The organism is Streptomyces sp. NPDC091371 (assembly GCF_040684275.1).
In the GTDB taxonomy this organism is placed as follows: domain Bacteria; phylum Actinomycetota; class Actinomycetes; order Streptomycetales; family Streptomycetaceae; genus Streptomyces.
Window position 1 is genome coordinate 55,097 of the sequence record NZ_JBFBFP010000026.1, and the last position, 19,047, is coordinate 74,143.

3 protein-coding genes are annotated in these 19,047 nt (G+C 74.7%); all 3 read right to left on the bottom strand.

The window, feature by feature from the left end; translation table 11 throughout:
- Positions 1 to 40: 40 nt before the first annotated feature.
- Positions 41 to 5,089 carry an SDR family NAD(P)-dependent oxidoreductase gene (locus AB0O21_RS25505; protein WP_365174339.1) on the bottom strand — a complete coding sequence of 1,683 codons (5,049 nt, stop codon included), beginning with the start codon at positions 5,087 to 5,089 and terminating at the stop codon, positions 41 to 43.
- A 15-nt stretch (positions 5,090 to 5,104) separates the two neighbouring features.
- Entirely contained in the window at positions 5,105 to 8,422 is a 3,318-nt protein-coding gene (locus tag AB0O21_RS25510) for a type I polyketide synthase (RefSeq protein WP_365174342.1), read from the bottom strand.
- Between the two features lie 238 nt (positions 8,423 to 8,660).
- Positions 8,661 to 19,025 carry an SDR family NAD(P)-dependent oxidoreductase gene (locus tag AB0O21_RS25515; RefSeq protein WP_365174344.1) on the bottom strand — a complete coding sequence of 3,455 codons (10,365 nt, stop codon included), beginning with the start codon at positions 19,023 to 19,025 and terminating at the stop codon, positions 8,661 to 8,663.
- Positions 19,026 to 19,047: the final 22 nt, after the last annotated feature.

Sequence of the window (19,047 nt, forward strand, 5' to 3'; positions counted from 1 at the left end):
TGGCGTGAGGTCGAGTCGGGTCGCGGGGTCGCGCGGTCGGTCAGGTGAGGCCGAGTTCGTTGTCGATGAAGGCGAAGACGTCGTCGGCGGAGGCGGTCTCCAGCTGGTCGCCTATGCCCTGTCCGCCGCCCGTGCTGTTCGCGTCGAGGGTTCCGGTCAGCCGGGCCAGCAGGCTCTGCAGGCGGGCGGTGATGCGGGTGGCTTCGATGTCCTCGGCGGCCAGCGCGCCGGCGGCCTCTTCGAGCCGGTCCAGCTGGGCGAGCACCGGCAGTTCGCCGTCGCTGTCGTCCTGGCAGAGCTCGGACCACAGGTGGGCGGAGAGGGCCGCGGGGCTGGGGTGGTCGTAGATCATGCTGGTGGGCAGGGGGCGGCCGGTGGCGGCGACGAGCCTGGTCCGCAGGTCGACGGCGGCGACGGAGTCGAAGCCGAGGTCGGTGAAGCCGCGGTCGGGCGCGACCTCGGCCGGGTCCTCGTAGCCGAGGAGCGCGGCGACGTGCGTACGGACCAGGTCGAGCAGTACGGAGCGCTGTTCGGGCTGGGCCAGGCCGGCCAGTCGGCGGGTGAGGCCGGTGTCCTCTGCGCCGCTTTCCTGCGGTCCGTTCGCGCCGACGGCGGCGCGGGCTTCGGGCAGGGCGTCGAGGAGCGGGCGCGGGCGGGCGAGTACGTAGGTGGGGGCGAAGCGCTGCCAGTCGAACTCGGCGACGACCGCGTGCGAGGCCCCGCCCGCGAGGATGCGGCGCAGGGAGCCGACGGCCAGGTCGGGACGCATCGCGGGGGCGCCGATCCGGCGCATCACGGCGGCGAGTTCGGCGTCGACCATGCCTCCGTCCCAGGAACCCCAGGCCACGGAGGTCGCGGCGAGGCCGCGGGCGCGGCGGCTGTGGGCGAGGCCGTCGAGGTACGCGTTGGCGCTGCCGTAGGCGGACTGGCCGGCGCTGCCCCACACGGCGGCTCCCGAGGAGAAGAGCACCAAGGCGTCGAGCGGGTTGTCGGCGAGGAGTTCGTCGAGGTGGCGGGCGCCGAGCACCTTGGCCCCGGCCACTTCGGCGAGCTCGGCGAGGCCCAGCTCGCCGAGCGGGGCGATGCGCTGCGGCACGCCGGCCGCGTGGATGACGGCCGTCAGGTCGGGCAGGCCGGCGAGGAGGGAGCGTACGGCTTCCCGGTCGGCGATGTCGCAGGCCTCCAGGGAGACCCGTACGCCCGACTCGGCGAGTTCGGCGGCGAGTTCGGCCGCCCCGGGGGCGTCCGGGCCGCGCCGGCCGACGAGGACGAGGTGCTCGGCGCCGTCGGCGGCGAGCATCCGGGCGACGTGGGCGCCGAGTCCGCCGGTGCCTCCGGTGACGAGGACGGTGCCGCGGGGCTGCCAGGGCCCGACCGGGTCGGGCTGCGCGGGGCGGACCATGCGGCGGGCGTAGGCGCCTTCGGGGCGGAGGGCGACCTGGTCCTCGCCGGTGGTCCCGGCGAGGACGTCGCAGAGCCGTTGCGCGAGCGCCTCGCCGGGGTCGGTCCCGGCCGGGAGGTCGACGAGCCCGCCCCAGGTGCCGGGGGCCTCCAGGGCGAGGGCCGCGCCCAGACCCCAGACGGCGGCCTGCTCGGGGTGCACGGGCCGGGCCGCCGCGTCGGCGTCGTCGGTGGCGACGGCGCCCCGGGTGAGGCACCACACGGGGGCGGTCCACTGCCGGGCGGCGGTCTCCTGGAGCAGGGCGACGGTGTCCGCGAGGCCCCGGGAGAGCGCGGGGTGCTCGGGGTGCGGGGTGTCGTCCAGGGCGAGCAGGCTCAGTACCCCGGCGGGGGCTGTGGGGGTGCCGGGGAGTACGGGGCCGTCCGCGCCGCCGGCCTCCACGAGGACGGGGGTGGCGCCGCGGGCGGTCAGCGCGGCCGCGAGGGCCTGAGCGAGGGGCCGGTGCGCGGCGGTGTGCGGCACGAGCCAGTCCCCGGCGAGCGGGGCGGGGGCGGCCGGTGCGGGGGCGATGGGCGTCCAGGAGATCCGGTAGCGCAGCGCGTCCACGGCGGCGGCCTCGCGGCGGCCCGTCCGCCAGGTGGTGAGCGCGGGCAGGACGGGGGCGAGTGCGGCGGGGTCGATGCCGAGCCGCTCGGCGAGCCCGGCCGTGTCCTCGCGCTCCACGGCCTCCCAGAACTGGGCCTCGCCGGGGTCGGCGGCGGCGGAGTCGGTCGGGGTGGCGGCCGCGTGCGCGTCGGGCTGGTCGGCCCAGTAGGTGCGGTGCTGGAAGGCGTACGTGGGCAGGTCCACCCGGTGGGGAGCGTGGCCGGCCGCCGTGAAGTACGCGTTCCAGTCGACGTGGACGCCCCGGGTGTGGGCCAGGGCGACGGCCGTGGCGATCTCACGCTCCTCGCCGCGGCCGCGGCGCAGGACGGCGGTGAACACCGGCCGGTCCGCGGCGTCGTCCGCCTCCGGACCGGTGAGGCAGTCGGGGCCGAGCGGGGTGAGGGCCGCGTCGGGGCCGAGTTCCAGAAAGGTGGCGACGCCCTTGGCCGCGAGCAGCCGGACCGCGTCGCTGAAGCGGACGCTCGCGCGGACGTGGCGCACCCAGTAGTCGGCGCAGGACAGTTCGTCGTCGCCCGCGAGCTCACCGGTGACCGTGGAGACGATCGGGGTGCGGGCGGTCCCGTAGGCGATGCTCTCGGCGACGGTACGGAACTCGTCGAGCATCGGCTCCATCAGCGGCGAGTGGAAGGCGTGCGACACGGCGAGCCGCTTGGTCCTGCGGCCGAGTGCGGTGAAGTGCGCGGCGATGGCGAGGGCTTCGGCTTCTTCCCCGGAAACGACCACGGCGCGGGGGCCGTTGAGCGCGGCGATGCCGGTGGCCGGGGTGAGCAGGGGCTGCACCTCGTCCTCTGCGGCCTCGACGGCGACCATCGCGCCGCCCTGCGGGAGGGCCCGCATCAGCCGGCCGCGGGCGGCGACCAGGCGGGCGGCGTCGGCGAGCGTGAGCACGCCGGCGACGTGGGCGGCGGCCAGCTCGCCGACGGAGTGCCCGGCGAGGAAGTCGGGGTGGATCCCCCAGGACTCGACGAGCCGGTACAGGGCCACTTCGCAGGCGAACAGGGCGGGCTGGGCGCGGCCGGTGTCGTCGAGCAGCGCGCCGTCCTCGCCCCACATGGTGTCGCGCAGCGGGCCGTCGAGGTGCGGGTCGAGCTCCGCGCAGGCGGCGTCGAAGGCCTCGGCGAACGCGGGGTGCGCGGCGTACAGCTCGCGGCCCATGCCGAGGCGCTGGGCGCCCTGGCCGGTGAAGAGTACGGCGCACAGCGCGTCCGCGCCGGCGCCTGCGGCGGGCGGGGCGGGGTCGGCGGCGAGGGCGCGGAGGGCGCGGACGAGTTCGGCCGTGCCTTCGGCGCGGCCGTCGGCGACGACCGCGGCGCGGTGCTCCAGGGCGGCGCGGGTGGTGGCGAGGGACCAGCCGGTGTCGGCGAGTGCGTCGCCGGGGTGGGCCTCCACGTGGTCGGCGAGGCGGGCGGCCTGCGCGGCGAGCGCCTCGGGGCGGCGGGCGGAGAGCAGTACGGGGACGAAGCGGGGGCCGGCGGTGTGGCCTGCGGCCGGCTCGGCGGTGGCGGGGGCGCCTGCGGCGGGCTCGGTGGTGCCGCCGGGGCCGGGCGCGCGCCGGGGCACCTCCTCGGGCTCCGAACGTTTCCAGGGGTCGGAGGGGAGAGGGAGGCCCAGTTCGGAGCCCTGCGGGGGCGCCCCGGCGCACACCCGACCCCGGCTGGGGTGGGCGGCAGCCTCGGGTTCTTCGATGATCACGTGGGCGTTCGTGCCGCTCAGGCCGAACGAGGAGATTCCGGCGCGCTTGGCGCGGCCGCGGTCCGGCCAGGGGATCGGTTCGGTCAGGAGGCGTACGGTGCCCGCGCTCCAGTCGACGTTGTGGCTCGGCTCGTCCACGTGCAGGGTGCGCGGCAGCACCCCGGCCCGTATGGCCTGCACCATCTTGATCACCCCGCCTACTCCGGCCGCGGCCTGGGCGTGGCCGATGTTCGACTTGAACGAGCCCAGCCAGAGGGGTTGGTCGGCGGGCCGGTCGCGGCCGTACGCGGCGATGAGGGCCTGCGCCTCGATGGGGTCGCCGAGGGTGGTGCCGGTGCCGTGTGCCTCGACGGCGTCGACATCGGCGGGGGTCAGCTGCCCGGAGGCCAGCGCCTGCTGGATGACCCGCTGCTGGGAGGGGCCGTTGGGTGCGGTCAGGCCGTTGGACGCGCCGTCGGAGTTCATCGCCGAGCCTCGGACGACGGCGAGGACGGGGTGGCCGAGGCGGCGGGCGTCGGAGAGCCGCTCGACGAGGACCATGCCCACGCCCTCGGACCAGGTGGTGCCGTCTGCGGCGGCGGCGAAGGACTTGCAGCGTCCGTCGGGGGCGAGGCCGCGGTCCTGGCTGAAGCCGACGAAGGAGTCGGGGCTGGCCATGATGGTGACGCCGCCGGCGAGGGCGAGCGTGCACTCGCCGCTGCGTACCGACTGGACGGCGAGGTGGAGGGCGACGAGGGAGGAGGAGCAGGCCGTGTCCACGGTGACCGCGGGGCCCTCCAGGCCGAGGGAGTACGCCACGCGCCCGGAGGCGACGCTGGCCAGGCCGCCGGTACCGCCGCCGCCCGGGTAGTCGTGGTAGACCACGCCGGCGAACACCCCGGTGCGGCTGCCCTTCAGGGAGGTGGGATCGATCCCGGCGCGCTCGATCGTCTCCCAGGACACCTCCAGCATCAGCCGCTGCTGCGGGTCGGTGTCCCGGGCCTCACGCGGGCTGATCTTGAAGAAGTCGGCGTCGAAGCGGCCCGCGTCGTGCAGGAAGCCGCCCTCGCGGCAGTACGTCTTGCCGGGCGTGCCCGGCTCCGGGTCGTACAGGGCTTCCGTGTCCCAGCCGCGGCCGTCGGGGAAGATCGAGACGGCGTCCCGGCCGGCGTCCACCAGCTGCCAGAGCTCCTCGGGCGAGGTGATGCCGCCGGGGAAACGGCACCCCATCGCCACGATCGCGACCGGCTCGCTGCCGCGCTCCTCGGCTTCGCGCAACTGGCGCCGGGTGCGCTGGAGTTCGGTGGTGGCGCGCTTGAGATAGTCCCGGAGCTTCTCGTCGTTGCTCATCGAACCTCAACCAATCTAGGAGTTGCCGAATTCGCTGTCGAGCACGTCGAACAGCTCCTCGTCGGTGACCGTTTCGAAGTCGGGGCCGTCGTCGGCCGTGCCGCCGTGGGTGTCGCGCCAGCGGCGTACGACGGTCTCCAGCCGGGCGGTGATCGCGTCCGCGCGAGCGCCGATCTGCCCGGTGTCACCGCCGGAGGCGGGGAACCCTGCGAGTACGGCCTCGATGCGGTCGAGTTCGGCCAGCGCCGCCGCGGCCGGGTCACTGCCCGTGCGCTCGGCCGCCAGCCGCTCGCCGAGGAAGGCGGCCGCGGCCCGCGGGGTCGGATAGTCGAAGATCAGCGTGGCGGGCAGGTCGCACCCGCTGGCGGCGGTGAGGCGCCTGCGCAGTTCCACGGCGGCGAGGGAGTCGAAGCCCATGTCGCGGAAGGCGAGGTCCGTTTCGACGGCGGCGCTGGAGGTGTGGCCGAGGACGGCCGCGACGTGCGTGCGTACCAGCGCCAGCAGCAGCCTGCCGGTTTCGGCCGCCCCGGCCCCGTCGAGCTTGGCCCGCAGGGCGGCCGCGGCTTCGCGGGACTCCTCGGCGGAGGGCACGTCATGGACGGCTGGCGGGCCGACGGGCCCGGAGCCGGCGGCGTCCACCCAGTAGCGGGTGCGCTGGAAGGCGTAGGTGGGGAGGTCGGTGACCCGGGCGCCCGAGTTGGCGTAGAGGGCCGGCCAGTCGACGCGTACGCCGTCCACGTAGAGGTGGGCGAGCGCTGCGACCAGGGCTTCGGGTTCGGGCCGGTTCCTGCGCAGGGCGGGTACGAGGACGGCCTCGTCGGAGTCGAGGCTCTGCGTGGCGAGGCCGGTGAGGATGCCGTCCGGGCCGATCTCCAGGAAGCGGGTGACGCCCTGCCGCTCGAGCGCTTCGACGGCGTCCGTGAAGCGGACGGCTTCCCGGACCTGGTTCACCCAGTAGTCGGGGGAACGCCAGTCCGCGTCGGAGCCGCCCGTCACGGTCGAGACGAAGCCGGTCTTCGGTTCGGTGTAGGTCAACTGCCGGGTCACTGAACGGAATTCGTCGAGCATCGGGTCCATGAGGGAGGAGTGGAAGGCGTGCGAGACGGCGAGTCGGCTGGTCTTCCGGCCGGTGGCGGCGAAGTGTTCGCCGACTGCCAGGACGGCGCGCTCGATGCCCGAGACGACCAGGGAGTCCGGCCCGTTGATCGCCGCGATGCCCACCTCGTCGGCGAGCAGTGGGAGGACCTCTTCCTCGGCGGCCTGGATCGCGAGCATCGCGCCGCCGGGTGGAAGCGCCTGCATCAGCCGGCCGCGGGCCACGACCAGCCGCGCCGCGTCGGCCAGGGAGAGGACTCCCGCGACGTGCGCGGCGGCCAGTTCGCCGATGGAGTGGCCGGCGACCGCGTCTGGCTTGACGCCCCAGGCCTCGACGAGGCGGTAGAGGGAGACTTCGAGTGCGAACAGGGCGGGCTGGGTGATCGCGGTCGCGTTCAGTGCCTCCGCGTCCTCGCCCCAGACCAGGTCGCGCAGGGAGGTGCCGAGGTGCGGGTCGATTTCCGCGCACACCGCGTCGAAGGCCTCGGTGAAGACGGGGAAGGCCTCGTACAGCTCCCGGCCCATGCCGAGCCGCTGCGCGCCCTGCCCCGTGAACAGGAACGCGGTCTTTCCGCCGCGGCGGATGCGGCCCGTCACCACCCCGGGGTGGTACTCGCCCTCGGCGAGCGCGGCGAGTCCGTTCTCGGGGTCGGCCAGGACCACCGCCCGGTGGGCGAAGGCGGAGCGTGATGTGGCCAGGGAGAGCCCGATGTCCGCCGCACCGGTCTCGGGCCCTCCCGTGACCCGTTCCCGAAGGCGGGCGGCCTGAGCGCCGAGGGACTGCTCGGTCTTGGCCGACACCACCCAGGGGAGCACGGGGAGTTCGGCCCGCACGGCCGTCTCCCCCGCTTCGGCCGGCGCCTCCTCGAGGATCACGTGGGCGTTCGTCCCACTGATCCCGAAGGAGGACACGCCGGCCCGTCGTACCGCACCGGTGCGCTCCCACGGGCGCGCCTCGGCGAGGAGTTCCACGTTGCCTTCGGACCAGTCGACCTGGTCGGAAGGGGTGTCCGCGTACAGGGACTTCGGCAGGATGCCGTGGCGCATCGCCATGACCATCTTGATGATGCCCGCGACGCCCGCGGCGGCCTGGCTGTGGCCCATGTTGGACTTGATCGACCCGAGCCACAGGGGCCGGTCCTCGGGCCGGTCCTGCCCGTACGTCTCCAGCAGCGCCTGCGCTTCGATGGGGTCGCCGAGCGTCGTGCCGGTGCCGTGCGCCTCGACGGCGTCGACCTCGGCCGCCGACAGACCGGCGTCCGCCAGGGCCCGGCGGATGACCTTCTGCTGTGCGGGGCCGTTCGGGGCCGTGAGGCCGTTGCTGGCGCCGTCCTGGTTGAGGGCGGACCCGCGGAGCACGGCGAGGACCGGGTGGCCGCCCCGCCGGGCGTCGGAGAGCCGCTCCAGGAGGAGCACTCCGGCGCCTTCCGAGCAGGCGACGCCGTCGGCGGACGCGGAGAAGGACTTCGAGCGGCCGTCGGAGGCGAGGCCCTGCTGGGTGCTGAAGTAGACGAACATGTCCGGGGTCGACATGACGGTCACGCCGCCGGCCAGGGCCAGGTCGCATTCTCCCGAGCGCAGGGACCGGGCGGCCAGGTGGAGGGCCACGAGGGAGGACGAGCAGGCCGTGTCGACGCTCACCGCCGGGCCTTCGAGGCCGAGGGTGTAGGCGACGCGGCCGGAGACCACGCTGCCCGCGGTCGTGCTCCCGGGTTCCCGGCCGAGGGCGTAGTCGTGGTACATGACCCCGGCGAACACTCCGGCCGAGGTGCCCTTGAGGGTCGTCGGGTCGATGCCGGCGCGTTCGATGGCCTCCCAGGACACCTCCAGCAGCAGCCGCTGCTGCGGGTCCGTCATGAGGGCTTCGTTGGGGCTGATCCCGAAGAAGACGGGGTCGAAGTCGGCGGCGTCGTAGAGGAATCCGCCTTCTCTGGCGTAGGTGCGGCCGGGCGTGCCCGGCTCCGGGTCGTAGACCTCCGGGTCCCAGCCGCGGTCGGCCGGGAAGCCGCCGATGGCGTCGACGCCGTCCGCGACGAGCTGCCACAGCTCCTCGGGGGTGGTGACCCCGCCCGGGTAGCGGCAGCCCATGCCGACGATCGCGATCGGGTCGTCGTGGTGTCCGGGACGGCCGGAGGCGGTGCCGGCGCGCCGTTCGGCCTCCGCGAGCCGGCGGCGGGCCTCGCGCAGGTCGGTCGTGGCCCGCTTCAGGTATTCGAGAAGTCGCTCCTCGTTGCTCACCGAGACCTACTCCCTCTGGTCGACGATCCGTGGCGACTCACTCGCGGGACGTCCAACGTTGATCGGATTTGAACGCTACTGAGGGCGCCGAGGGGCGGCCTACCCTTAGCCCACCCCTGCCGCGGGCACCGGCCGGGAGGGGGAAAACATGCGGAAGGCCGGGGTGCGTGACGGCTGTGGTTCAGCGTCACGCACCCCGGCCGGGTGGCCGATGCGCCTGGTCAGGCGGTGCGGCCGGTCAGGGGGTCGGGGAGGAGCCGAGCTCGTTGTCGAGGATGTCGAACAGCTCGTCCGCGGTGACCTCGTCGAGGTCCTGGCCAGGTTCCGGGATCTCCGGCGTGGCGTACCCCTGGTCGTCGATCTGTGGTCCGTCGAGCCGGCCGGCCAGCTCCCGCAGCCGCTCGGCCAGTCGTGTGCGCTCGGGGCCGGCCGGCGGGGCTTCGGCCGTCAGCAGGGCCTCCAGCTTCTTCAGGCCGGACTCCGCGCCGGATACGGGCGCGGCCGGGACGAGCCGTGCGGCGATGTACGCGGCGACGTCCGCCGCGCTCGGGTAGTCGAAGATCAGCGTGGCCGGGAGCCGTAGTCCGCTGGCCGCCGTGAGCTGGTTGCGCAGCTCGACCGAGCCGAGCGAGTCGAAGCCCAGCTCCCCGAACGCGCGGTCCGGTTCGATCGCGTCGCCGGACGCGTGGCCGAGGACGGCCGCCGCGTGGGCCCGTACGACGTCCACGATGATCCGGGTCCGCTCCTCCTCGTCCCGGCCGGCGATCCGCTCGGCGAGCGAGGCGCCCTTCGGCGCGGTGACCCGCTTGCGCGCCGGCGCCGGGGCCATCGCCCGTAGCAGGGCGGGCAGTTCGTCGGTACGGGTGCGCAGCGCGCCCGCGTCCACCCGCAGCGGCACGGTGACCGCCAGTCCCGAGGCGAGCGCGGAGTCGAACAGGGCGAGCGCCTCGGCCTGGGAGAGGGCGGGGGTGCCCGCTCGGCGCATGCGCTCCAGGTCGGCGTCGGTGAGGTGGGAAGCCATTCCGGTGTCGACGGCCCAGAGGCCGAAGGCCATGGAGGTGGCCGGGAGTCCTTCGGCATGCCGGTGGGCGGCGAGCGCGTCCAGGAACACGTTCGCGGCCGCGTAATTGCCCTGCCCCGCCGCCAGCACCAGACCGCCGGCCGAGGAGAACATCACGAACGCCGACAGGTCCATTCCAGCGGTCAGCTCGTGCAGATGCCACGCCGCGTCCGCCTTCGGACGCAACACCGCGTCCATCCGCTCGGCGGTCAGCGCACCGATCACACCGTTGTCGGCGACACCCGCCACATGGACCACACCCGACAGCGGGTGGGCCGGGTCGATGCCCGCGAGGACGGCCGCCAGGGCCTCCCGGTCCGCCACGTCACACGCCTCGACCACGACCGAAGCACCCAACTCCCCGAGATCGGCCCGGAGTTCGGTAACGCCGGGTGCTTCCGCACCACGCCGCCCGAGGAGCAGCAGGTGGCGTACGCCGTGCTCGGCGACCAGGTGGCGGGCCACCAGCGCGCCCAGACCGCCCGTACCACCCGTGACCAGCACGGTACCCGCCGCGTCCCAGACCGGCTCCGCGCCTTCGTCGACGGATGCCGGGGCCAGCCGCGGCACCGACACCTCTCCGGCGCGCACCGCCAACTCGGGCTCGCCCATGGCCAGTAGCTTCATCAGGGGCATCGAGCCGTCTGTGTCGACGAGCACGAAGCGGCCCGGGTTCTCCGCCTGCGCCGCCCGCACCAGACCCCACACCGGGGCCTGTCGCACGTCCACCGGCTCACCGTCCACGACAGCCACCGCACCACGCGTGACCACCGCCAGCAGCGCACCCTCCGGCCGCTCCACGGACAGCCAGTCCTGCACCGCCTCCAGGGCCGACCGCACGGTCGTGCGCACGTCGGCGAGTACGTCGTCGGTCCGCGGCACGCCGACGCAGTCGAAGACGACGTTCGCGGGCGCGTCGGCGGCCTGGCCGGTCCCCGGGACGGACTGCCAGCCCACGCGGAGCAGGGCGTCGCCCGCTCCCGTGCCGAGCTGCTGCGCCGACACGGGCCGGGAGAGCAGGGACTCCACCGACAGCACGGGGTTGCCGTGTTCGTCGGCGACCGTCAGCGAGAGCCCGTCCTGCTGCGCCACCGGGGTGATCCGTACGCGCAGGGCCCGGGCCCCGGGTGCGTGCAGTGCCACTCCGTTCCACGCGAAGGGCAGCAGGGTCTGCCCGCCGCCCTCGCGGCCCGGGATGTCGAGCAGTCCGACGTGCATCGCGGCGTCGAGGAGGGCGGGGTGCAGGCCGAAGCGGGCCGCGTCCTCGTGAGCCCCTTCCGGCAGGCGGACCTCGGCGTAGAGCGCGTCGCCGCGCCGCCAGGCCGCCGTGAGGCCCTGGAACACGGGCCCGTAGTGGTAGCCGGCGGCCGCGAGGTCGGGGTAGGCGTCGGTGACGGCCAGTTCCTCGGCCCCGGTCGGCGGCCAGTCCGTCAGCCCTTCCGCCGCGTCCGGTCCGGCCGCCGGGCACAGTACGCCCTCGGCGTGGCGGGTCCACGGCAGGTCCGGCTGCTCGTCGGCGCGGGAGTGGATGGTCACGGTCCGGCGTCCGGTGTCGTCCGCCGCCCCGACCGCGACCTGGACGGCGGTCCCGCCGCGCGCCGGGAGGATCAGCGGGGACTGCAGGGTGAGCTCCTCCAGGAGCCCGCAGCCGAGCCGCTCGCCGGCCTGGATCGCCAGCTCGACGAAGCCCGTGCCCGGGAGCAGGATGCTCCCGAGAACGTCGTGGTCGGTGATCCAGCCGTGCGTGCCGGCGGTCAGCCGGCCGGTGAGGACGGTTCCCGCGTCGTCGGGAAGGACGACGGCCGCGCGGAGCACGGGGTGGTCGAGGGCGATCTGCCCGGAGTCGGCGGTGCCACCGCCGGTGGCGGGCGCGGTCATCCAGTAGCGGGAACGCTGGAAGGGATAGGTGGGGAGTTCGACGAGCCGGGCTCCGGTGGCCGGGTAGCAGGCCTGCCAGTCGACGCGCGCGCCGGAGACGTGGAGGTGCGCGAGCGCGGTGACCAGGGTCTCCGGTTCGGGGCGGTCCTTGCGGACGGTCGCGTCGACCACGGCGTCGTCCAGCGTCTGGGCGGCGAGGCCGGTGAGGATCCCGTCGGGGCCGATCTCCAGGAAGCGGGTCACCCCCATCTGCGCCAGCGCGTCGACGGCGTCGGCGAAGCGGACGGCCTCGCGGACCTGGCCGACCCAGTACTCCGGCGACTGCCAGTCCGCGCCCGGGCGGCCGGTCACCGTCGAGACGAAGCCCACGGCGGGTTCGGCGTACGAGAGCTGCTGCGCGACGGCCCGGAACTCGTCGAGCATCGGGTCCATGAGGGCCGAGTGGAAGGCGTGCGAGACGGAGAGCCTGCTGGTCTTCCGGCCGAGGGCCGTGAAGTGCTCGCCCACGGCCAGGACGTCGGCCTCCACGCCCGAGACGACCACGGACCTGGGTCCGTTGACGGCGGCGACGCCCACCGCGTCGGCGAGCAGCGGCAGGACTTCGTCCTCGGTGGCCTGTACGGCGAGCATCGCGCCGCCGGCCGGGAGCGCCTGCATCAGCCGGCCGCGGGCCACGACGAGCCTGGCCGCGTCCGTGAGGGAAAGGACTCCGGCCACGTGTGCGGCGGCCAGCTCGCCGATCGAGTGCCCGACCACCACGTCCGGCCGCACGCCCCAGGCCTCGACCAGCCGGTGGAGGGCCACTTCGAAGGCGAACAGTGCGGGCTGGGTGATCGCGGTCGCGTTCAGCGCCTCCGCGTCCTCACCCCACACCACCTCGCGCAACGACCGCCCGAGGTGTACGTCGACCTCCGCGCACACCGCGTCGAAGGCCTCCGCGAAGACCGGGAAGGCCCCGTACAACTCACGTCCCATACCGAGGCGCTGCGCACCCTGCCCCGTGAACAGGAACGCCGTGGACCCCTTGCCCGCGACGCCCCGCACCACGCCCGGATGCGCTTCTCCCCCGGCCAGTGCGGCGAGGCCGGTCTTCCGGTCGCCCACCACCACCGCCCGGTGCTCCATGACACCGCGCGACGTGGCCAGGCTGTACCCGATGTCCCCGGGGGCGTGCTCCGTGACCCCGGCCACGGCCAGGAGGCGTTCCGCCTGCTCGGCCAAAGCCTCGGCGGACTTCGCCGACAACACCCAAGGGGTCACGGGCAGTTCGGCCCTCGCCGCCCCGTCGGCCGCCGGCTCCTCCGGGGCCTGCTCGACGATGACGTGGGCGTTGGTGCCGCTCAGCCCGAAGGAGGAGATGCCCGCCCGGCGCGGCCGGTCGGCGCCGTCCCATTCCCTGGCCTTGGTGAGCAGTTCCACGTCACCGGCCGACCAGTCGATCTGGTCCGAGCGCTCCTCCGCGTGCAGGGAGGGCGGCAGCACGCCGTGGCGCATCGCCATCACCATCTTGATGATGCCGGCGACGCCCGCGGCGGCCTGCGTGTGTCCGAAGTTCGACTTGACCGAGCCCAGCCACAGCGGCTGCCCCTCGGCCCTGCCCTGGCCGTACGTGGCCAGCAGGGCCTGCGCCTCGATCGGGTCGCCGAGCTTCGTGCCCGTACCGTGCGCTTCGACCGCGTCGACCTCTGCGGCAGTGAGGCCCGCGTCGGCGAGGGCCTGGCGGATCACCCGCTGCTGCGCGGGCCCGTTCGGGGCGGTGAGGCCGTTGCTGGCACCGTCCTGGTTGAGGGCCGACCCGCGGACCACGGCCAGTACGGGGTGGCCGTTGCGACGGGCGTCGGAGAGCCGCTCCAGCAGGAGCACGCCCGCGCCCTCGCCCCAGCCGGTGCCGTCCGCGCCCGCGCCGAAGGACTTGCAACGGCCGTCCGGGGACAGTCCGCGCTGCTCGCTGAAGTAGACGAGCATGTCGGGGGTGGACATGACCGTCACACCGCCCGCCAGCGCGAGGGAGCACTCCCCGGAGCGCAGGGCCTGGGCCGCCATGTGCAGGGCGACCAGCGAGGAGGAGCACGCGGTGTCGACGGTGACCGCCGGGCCCTCCAGGCCCAGCGTGTACGCGACCCGGCCGGAGACCAGGCTCCCGGCCGTGCCGCCCGCGTAGTCGTGGTACATCACGCCCGTGTACACGCCCGTCCGGCTGCCCTTGAGCGCTTCCGGGTCGACTCCGGCCCGCTCGATGGCCTCCCAGGAGATCTCCAGCAGCAGCCGCTGCTGGGGGTCCATGGTCAGCGCCTCGCGCGGGGAGATCCCGAAGAACGCCGGGTCGAACTCGGCCGCGTCGTACAGGAAGCCCCCGTCCCGGGCGTAGGACTTGCCGGGCACGCCGGGTTCCGGGTCGTAGACGCCCGGGTCCCAGCCCCGGTCGTCGGGCAGCGGGGCGATCGCGTCGACCCCGTCGGCGACCAGCCGCCACAGGCCGTCGGGGGAGGTCACCCCGCCCGGGTAGCGGCAGGCCATGCCCACGATCACGATCGGGTCCTCGCCGCCCGCCCGGACGGCGGCGGCCGATGCCGCTTCGGGGGCCGGGTCCGGGGTGCCGTCGAGGAGTTCCAGGACGTACCCGGCGACTGCCTCGGCCGTCGGGTAGTCGAAGATCAGGGTGGCGGGGAGGCGCAGTCCGGTGTCCGCGTCGAGCCGGTTGCGCAGTTCGACGGCGGTGAGCGAGTCGAAGCCCAACTCGTCGAAGGCGCGCCGGGGTTCGACGGCCTCGCCCGAGGCGTGCCCGAGGACCGCCGCGATCTTCGTACGGACCAGGTCGAGGACGGCGCCGGCCCGGTCGGCGCCGGTCAGGCCGGCGAGCCTGGTGCGCAGGGCCGGGGAGCCGGTACGGGCCGTGCGGCGACCGGGGGTCCGGACGAGACCGCGCAGCAGGGCGGGGGTTTCGTCGGCATGTGTGCGGAGCACCGCGAGGTCCAGGCGCACGGGGACGGTGGCCGCCGCGCCCGAGCGGAGCGCGGCGTCGAAGAGCGCGAGCCCGCGGTCGGCGGGGACGGCGGGGGTGCCGGCCTGCCGCATCCGCTCCAGTTCGGCCGCGCCGAGCCGGGTGCCCATGCCGCCGGCGGTGTCCCACAGGCCGAAGGCGAGGGACGCGGCCGGCAGTCCGGCTGCCCGGCGGTGGGCGGCGAGGGCGTCGAGGAAGGCGTTCGCGGCGGCGTAGTTGGCCTGGCCCGTGGAGCCGAGGGTGCCGGCGACGGAGGAGAAGAGGACGAAGGCGGTGAGGCCGAGGTCCCGGGTCAGCTCATGGAGGTGCCAGGCGGCGTCCGCCTTGGGCGCGAGGACGCCGCGCAGCCGCTCGGGCGTCAGCGAGGTGACCACCGCGTCGTCGAGCACGCCCGCCGCGTGGACGATCCCGCGCAGCGGGCGCGCCGGGTCCACTCCGGCCAGCAGCGCGGCCAGGGCGTCACGGTCGGCCACATCACACGCGGCGAAAGCGACGGCCGCCCCCAACTCCGCCAGCTCCGCCCGGAGTTCCGCCGCACCGGGCGCCTCCGCGCCGCGCCGGCCCACGAGCAGCAGGTGCCGTACGCCGTGTTCGGCGACGAGGTGGCGGGCCACGAGCGCGCCCAGACCCCCCGTACCGCCCGTGATCAGCACCGTCCCGGACGGGTCCCACACTTCCTCGGGACCGGCGGCGGGGGCGCTGATCCGGGCCAGCCTCGGGGCCAGCGTCCGGCCCTCGCGGACCGCCGACTCCGGCTCGTCCCCGGCCCGTACGAGTCCCAGGTCCTCGGAACCGTCCGTGTCGAGGAGCACGAAGCGGCCGGGGTTCTCCGCCTGCGCCGCGCGCACCAGACCCCACACCGGGGCCTGCCGTACGTCGACCGGATCCCCGTCGTCCACCGAGACGGCACCGCGCGTGAGGACCACGAGGGAGGCGGCGGCGAACCGCTGGTCCGCGAGCCACTGCTGCAGCACGTCCAGGACCCGTTCGGCCACGGCGTGCACCGCGGACGGCACGTCCTCGTCGCCCGCCACGCAGTCAAGGACGACCGTGCCGTCCACCGGACCCTCGGCCGGCACGTCCTCCCAGCGCAGCCACTCCCCCGGCTGGGCGGAGTGGTCGGCGGGCTGCCAGACGACCCGGTAGAGCGGATCGGCGGCTGCGGCGACCGTCCCGGATTCCTCCAGTGCGCGGCCGACGACACCGCCGACCGAGGCGACCGGGGCGCCGCCGGCGTCCGCGATCTCCAGGGCGATGCTCTGCGGGGTCGGCCGGGAGATCCGCACGCGGGCGGCTTCGGTGCCGACCGCGAACAGCCGTACGTCCTGCCACACGAACGGCAGCACGGTGCCGCCGTCGTGCCCCTCGGCGCCGTCCACGAGCGCGGCGTGCATCGAGGCGTCCAGCAGCGCCGGATGCAGCCCGTAGGCGTCCGCCCGCACGTCCTGGTCCAGCGCGACCTCGGCGTAGACCTCCCCGTCGAGCCGCCAGGCGGCCGTCAGCCCCTGGAAGGCCGGCCCGTACGCGAGGCCGTGCTCGCGCAGGGTCTCGTACGCGCCGTCGAGGGGCATCGGGACCGCGCCCGGCGGGGGCCACGCGGTCAGGTCGAAACCGGGGCCGTCCGCGCCCTCGGCGAGCACGCCTTCCGCGTGCAGGGTCCAGTCCGGGTCGCCGAGGCTCTCGTCCCGCGCGTACACCCCGACGCTCCGCCGGCCCGACTCGTCGGCGGCACCGACCACGACCTGCACGGCGGCTGCGCCGCCTTCGGGGAGGAGGAGCGGTGCGTGGAGCGCGAGCTCCTCCAGTACGTCACACCCGGTGTGGTCGCCCGCACGGACGGCCAGTTCCACGAACCCGGCGCCGGGGAACAGGATCGCGTCCCGTACGACGTGGTCGGCGAGCCAGGGCTGCGCGGTGACGGCGAGCCGCCCGGTGAGCACGGCGCCGCCGGAGTCGGCCAGAGCGACGACGGAACCGAGGAGGGGGTGCGCGTGGGTGGTGCTCCCCGGCTTGACCGCGTCGATCCAGAAGCGGGTGCGCTGGAAGGAGTAGGTGGGGAGGTCGACGCGGCGGGCGCCGGTGGGTGCGTAGAAGGCCTCCCAGTCGACGGCCACGCCGGACACGTGGAGCCGGGCGAGGGCGGCGACCAGGGTCTCCGCCTCGGGGCGGTTCCTGCGCACCGTCGCGGCGAGCACGGCGTCGTCGAGGGTCTGTGCGGCGAGGCCGGTGAGGATGCCGTCCGGGCCGATCTCCAGGAAGCGGGTCACGCCCTGCCGCTCCAGCGTGCGCACCGCATCGGCGAACCGGACGGCCTCCCGGACCTGGCCGACCCAGTACTCCGGCGACTGCCAGCCCGCCGAAACCTCACCCGTCACGGTCGACACCACGGATACGGACGGCTCGTTGAACGTCAACCCGGCGGCCAAGGCCCGGAATTCGTCGAGCATCGGGTCCATGAGCGCCGAGTGGAAGGCGTGCGAGACGGCGAGCCGGCTCGTCTTCCGGCCGGCGGCGGCGAAGTGCTCGCCCACCGCCAGGACGGCGGCCTCCACACCGGAAACGACCACCGACCGGGGCCCGTTGACCGCCGCGATGCCCACCTCGTCGGTCAGCAGCGGCAGGACCTCCTCCTCCGTGGCCTGTACGGCGAGCATCGCGCCCCCGGCCGGCAGCGCCTGCATCAACCGACCACGCGCCACCACCAACCCGGCCGCATCCGCCAGCGACAGCACCCCGGCCACATGCGCGGCGGCCAGCTCACCGATCGAATGCCCCGCCACCACATCCGGCCGGACGCCCCACGCCTCAACAAGCCGGTACAGGGCGACTTCCAGCGCGAACAGCGCGGGCTGCGTGATCGCGGTCGCGTTCAGCGCCTCCGCATCCTCACCCCACACCACCTCGCGCAACGACCGCCCGAGGTGTACGTCGACCTCCGCGCACACCGCGTCGAAAGCCGCCGCGAACAGCGGGAACGCGGCGTACAACTCCCGCCCCATCCCCAGCCGCTGCGCACCCTGACCCGTGAACAGGAACGCCGTCCGGCCTCCGCTCCGGGCCTGGCCGGCGATCAGGCCCGGGTGTTCCTCACCCGCCGCGAGCGCCGACAGGGCGCCGGCCCAGTCACCGAGCACCACCGCACGGTGCTCGAACAGGGACCTGGACGTCACCAGGGAGTACCCGATGTCCTCGGGACCGGCCTCCTCGGCTGCCGTCAGGAGGCGTTCCGCCTGACCGGCCAGCGCCCCGGCGGACTTCGCCGACAACACCCATGGGGTCACCGGCAGTTCGGCCCCCGCTGTCTCGCCCTCCGCCGGTTCCTGCGGCGCCTGCTCGACGATCACGTGCGCGTTCGTGCCGCTCAGCCCGAACGAGGAGACCCCTGCGCGGCGCGGGCGGCCCTCTGCCTGCCAGGGCCGGGCCTCGGTGAGCAGCTCCACGTTCCCCACCGACCAGTCCACCTGGTCCGACGGGGCGTCCACGTGGAGGGTGCGCGGCAGGACTCCGGCCCGCATCGCCATCACCATCTTGATGATGCCCGCGACGCCGGCGGCGGCCTGCGTGTGTCCGAAGTTCGACTTGACCGAGCCCAGCCACAGCGGCTGCCCCGCCGGGCGCTTCTTCCCGTACGTGGCCAGCAGTGCCTGCGCCTCGATCGGGTCGCCGAGCTTCGTGCCCGTACCGTGCGCTTCGACCGCGTCGACCTCTGCGGCCGTCAGCCCGGCGTCGGCGAGGGCCTGGCGGATCACGCGCTGCTGCGCGGGGCCGTTGGGCACGGTCATCGCGCTGGACGCGCCGTCCTGGTTGACCGCCGACCCGCTGACGAGCGCCAGCACCGGGTGGCCGTTGCGGCGGGCGTCGGAGAGGCGTTCCAGCAGGAGTACGCCGGCGCCCTCGCCCCAGCCGGTGCCGTCGGCGGCGGCCGCGAACGGCTTGCAGCGGCCGTCGGGGGCGAGTCCGCGCTGCTCGCTGAAGTAGACGAGCATGTCGGGGGTGGACATGACCGTCACACCGCCCGCCAGCGCGAGGGAGCACTCCCCGGAGCGCAGGGCCTGGGCCGCCATGTGCAGGGCGACCAGCGAGGAGGAGCACGCGGTGTCGACGGTGACCGCCGGGCCCTCCAGGCCCAGCGTGTAGGCGGTGCGGCCGGAGACGAAGCTGCCCGCGCTGCCGTCGGCGTAGTCGTGGTACATCACGCCGGCGTACACGCCGGTGCGGCTGCCTTTGAGGGTGGTCGGGTCGACTCCGGCCCGCTCGATGGCCTCCCAGGAGATCTCCAGCAGCAGCCGCTGCTGGGGGTCCATGGCCAGCGCCTCGCGCGGGGAGATCCCGAAGAACGCCGGGTCGAACTCGGCCGCGTCGTAGAGGAACGCGCCGTCGCGTGCGTAGGACTTGCCGGGGACGCCCGGCTCGGGGTCGTAGACGCCGGGGTCCCAGCCCCGGTCGGCCGGGAAGCCGGACACCGCGTCGGTGCCTTCGGCCACCAGCCGCCACAGGTCCTCCGGCGTGCCGGCCCCTCCGGGGTAGCGGCACGCCATGGCCACGATCGCGATCGGGTCGTTGCCGGCTGCGGTGAGCCGCGCGTTCTCCTCGCGCAGCCGCTCGTTGTCCGTGAGCGATTTGCGCAGTGCTGCTACGACCTGTTCCACCGATGTGCTGCTCACTTCGTCCTCATCATCCAGGTCG

Excerpts from the sequence above, each read along its gene's own strand:
- AB0O21_RS25505 (WP_365174339.1), bottom strand. The coding sequence starts at position 5,089 with ATGAGCAACGACGAGAAGCTCCGGGACTATCTCAAGCGCGCCACCACC.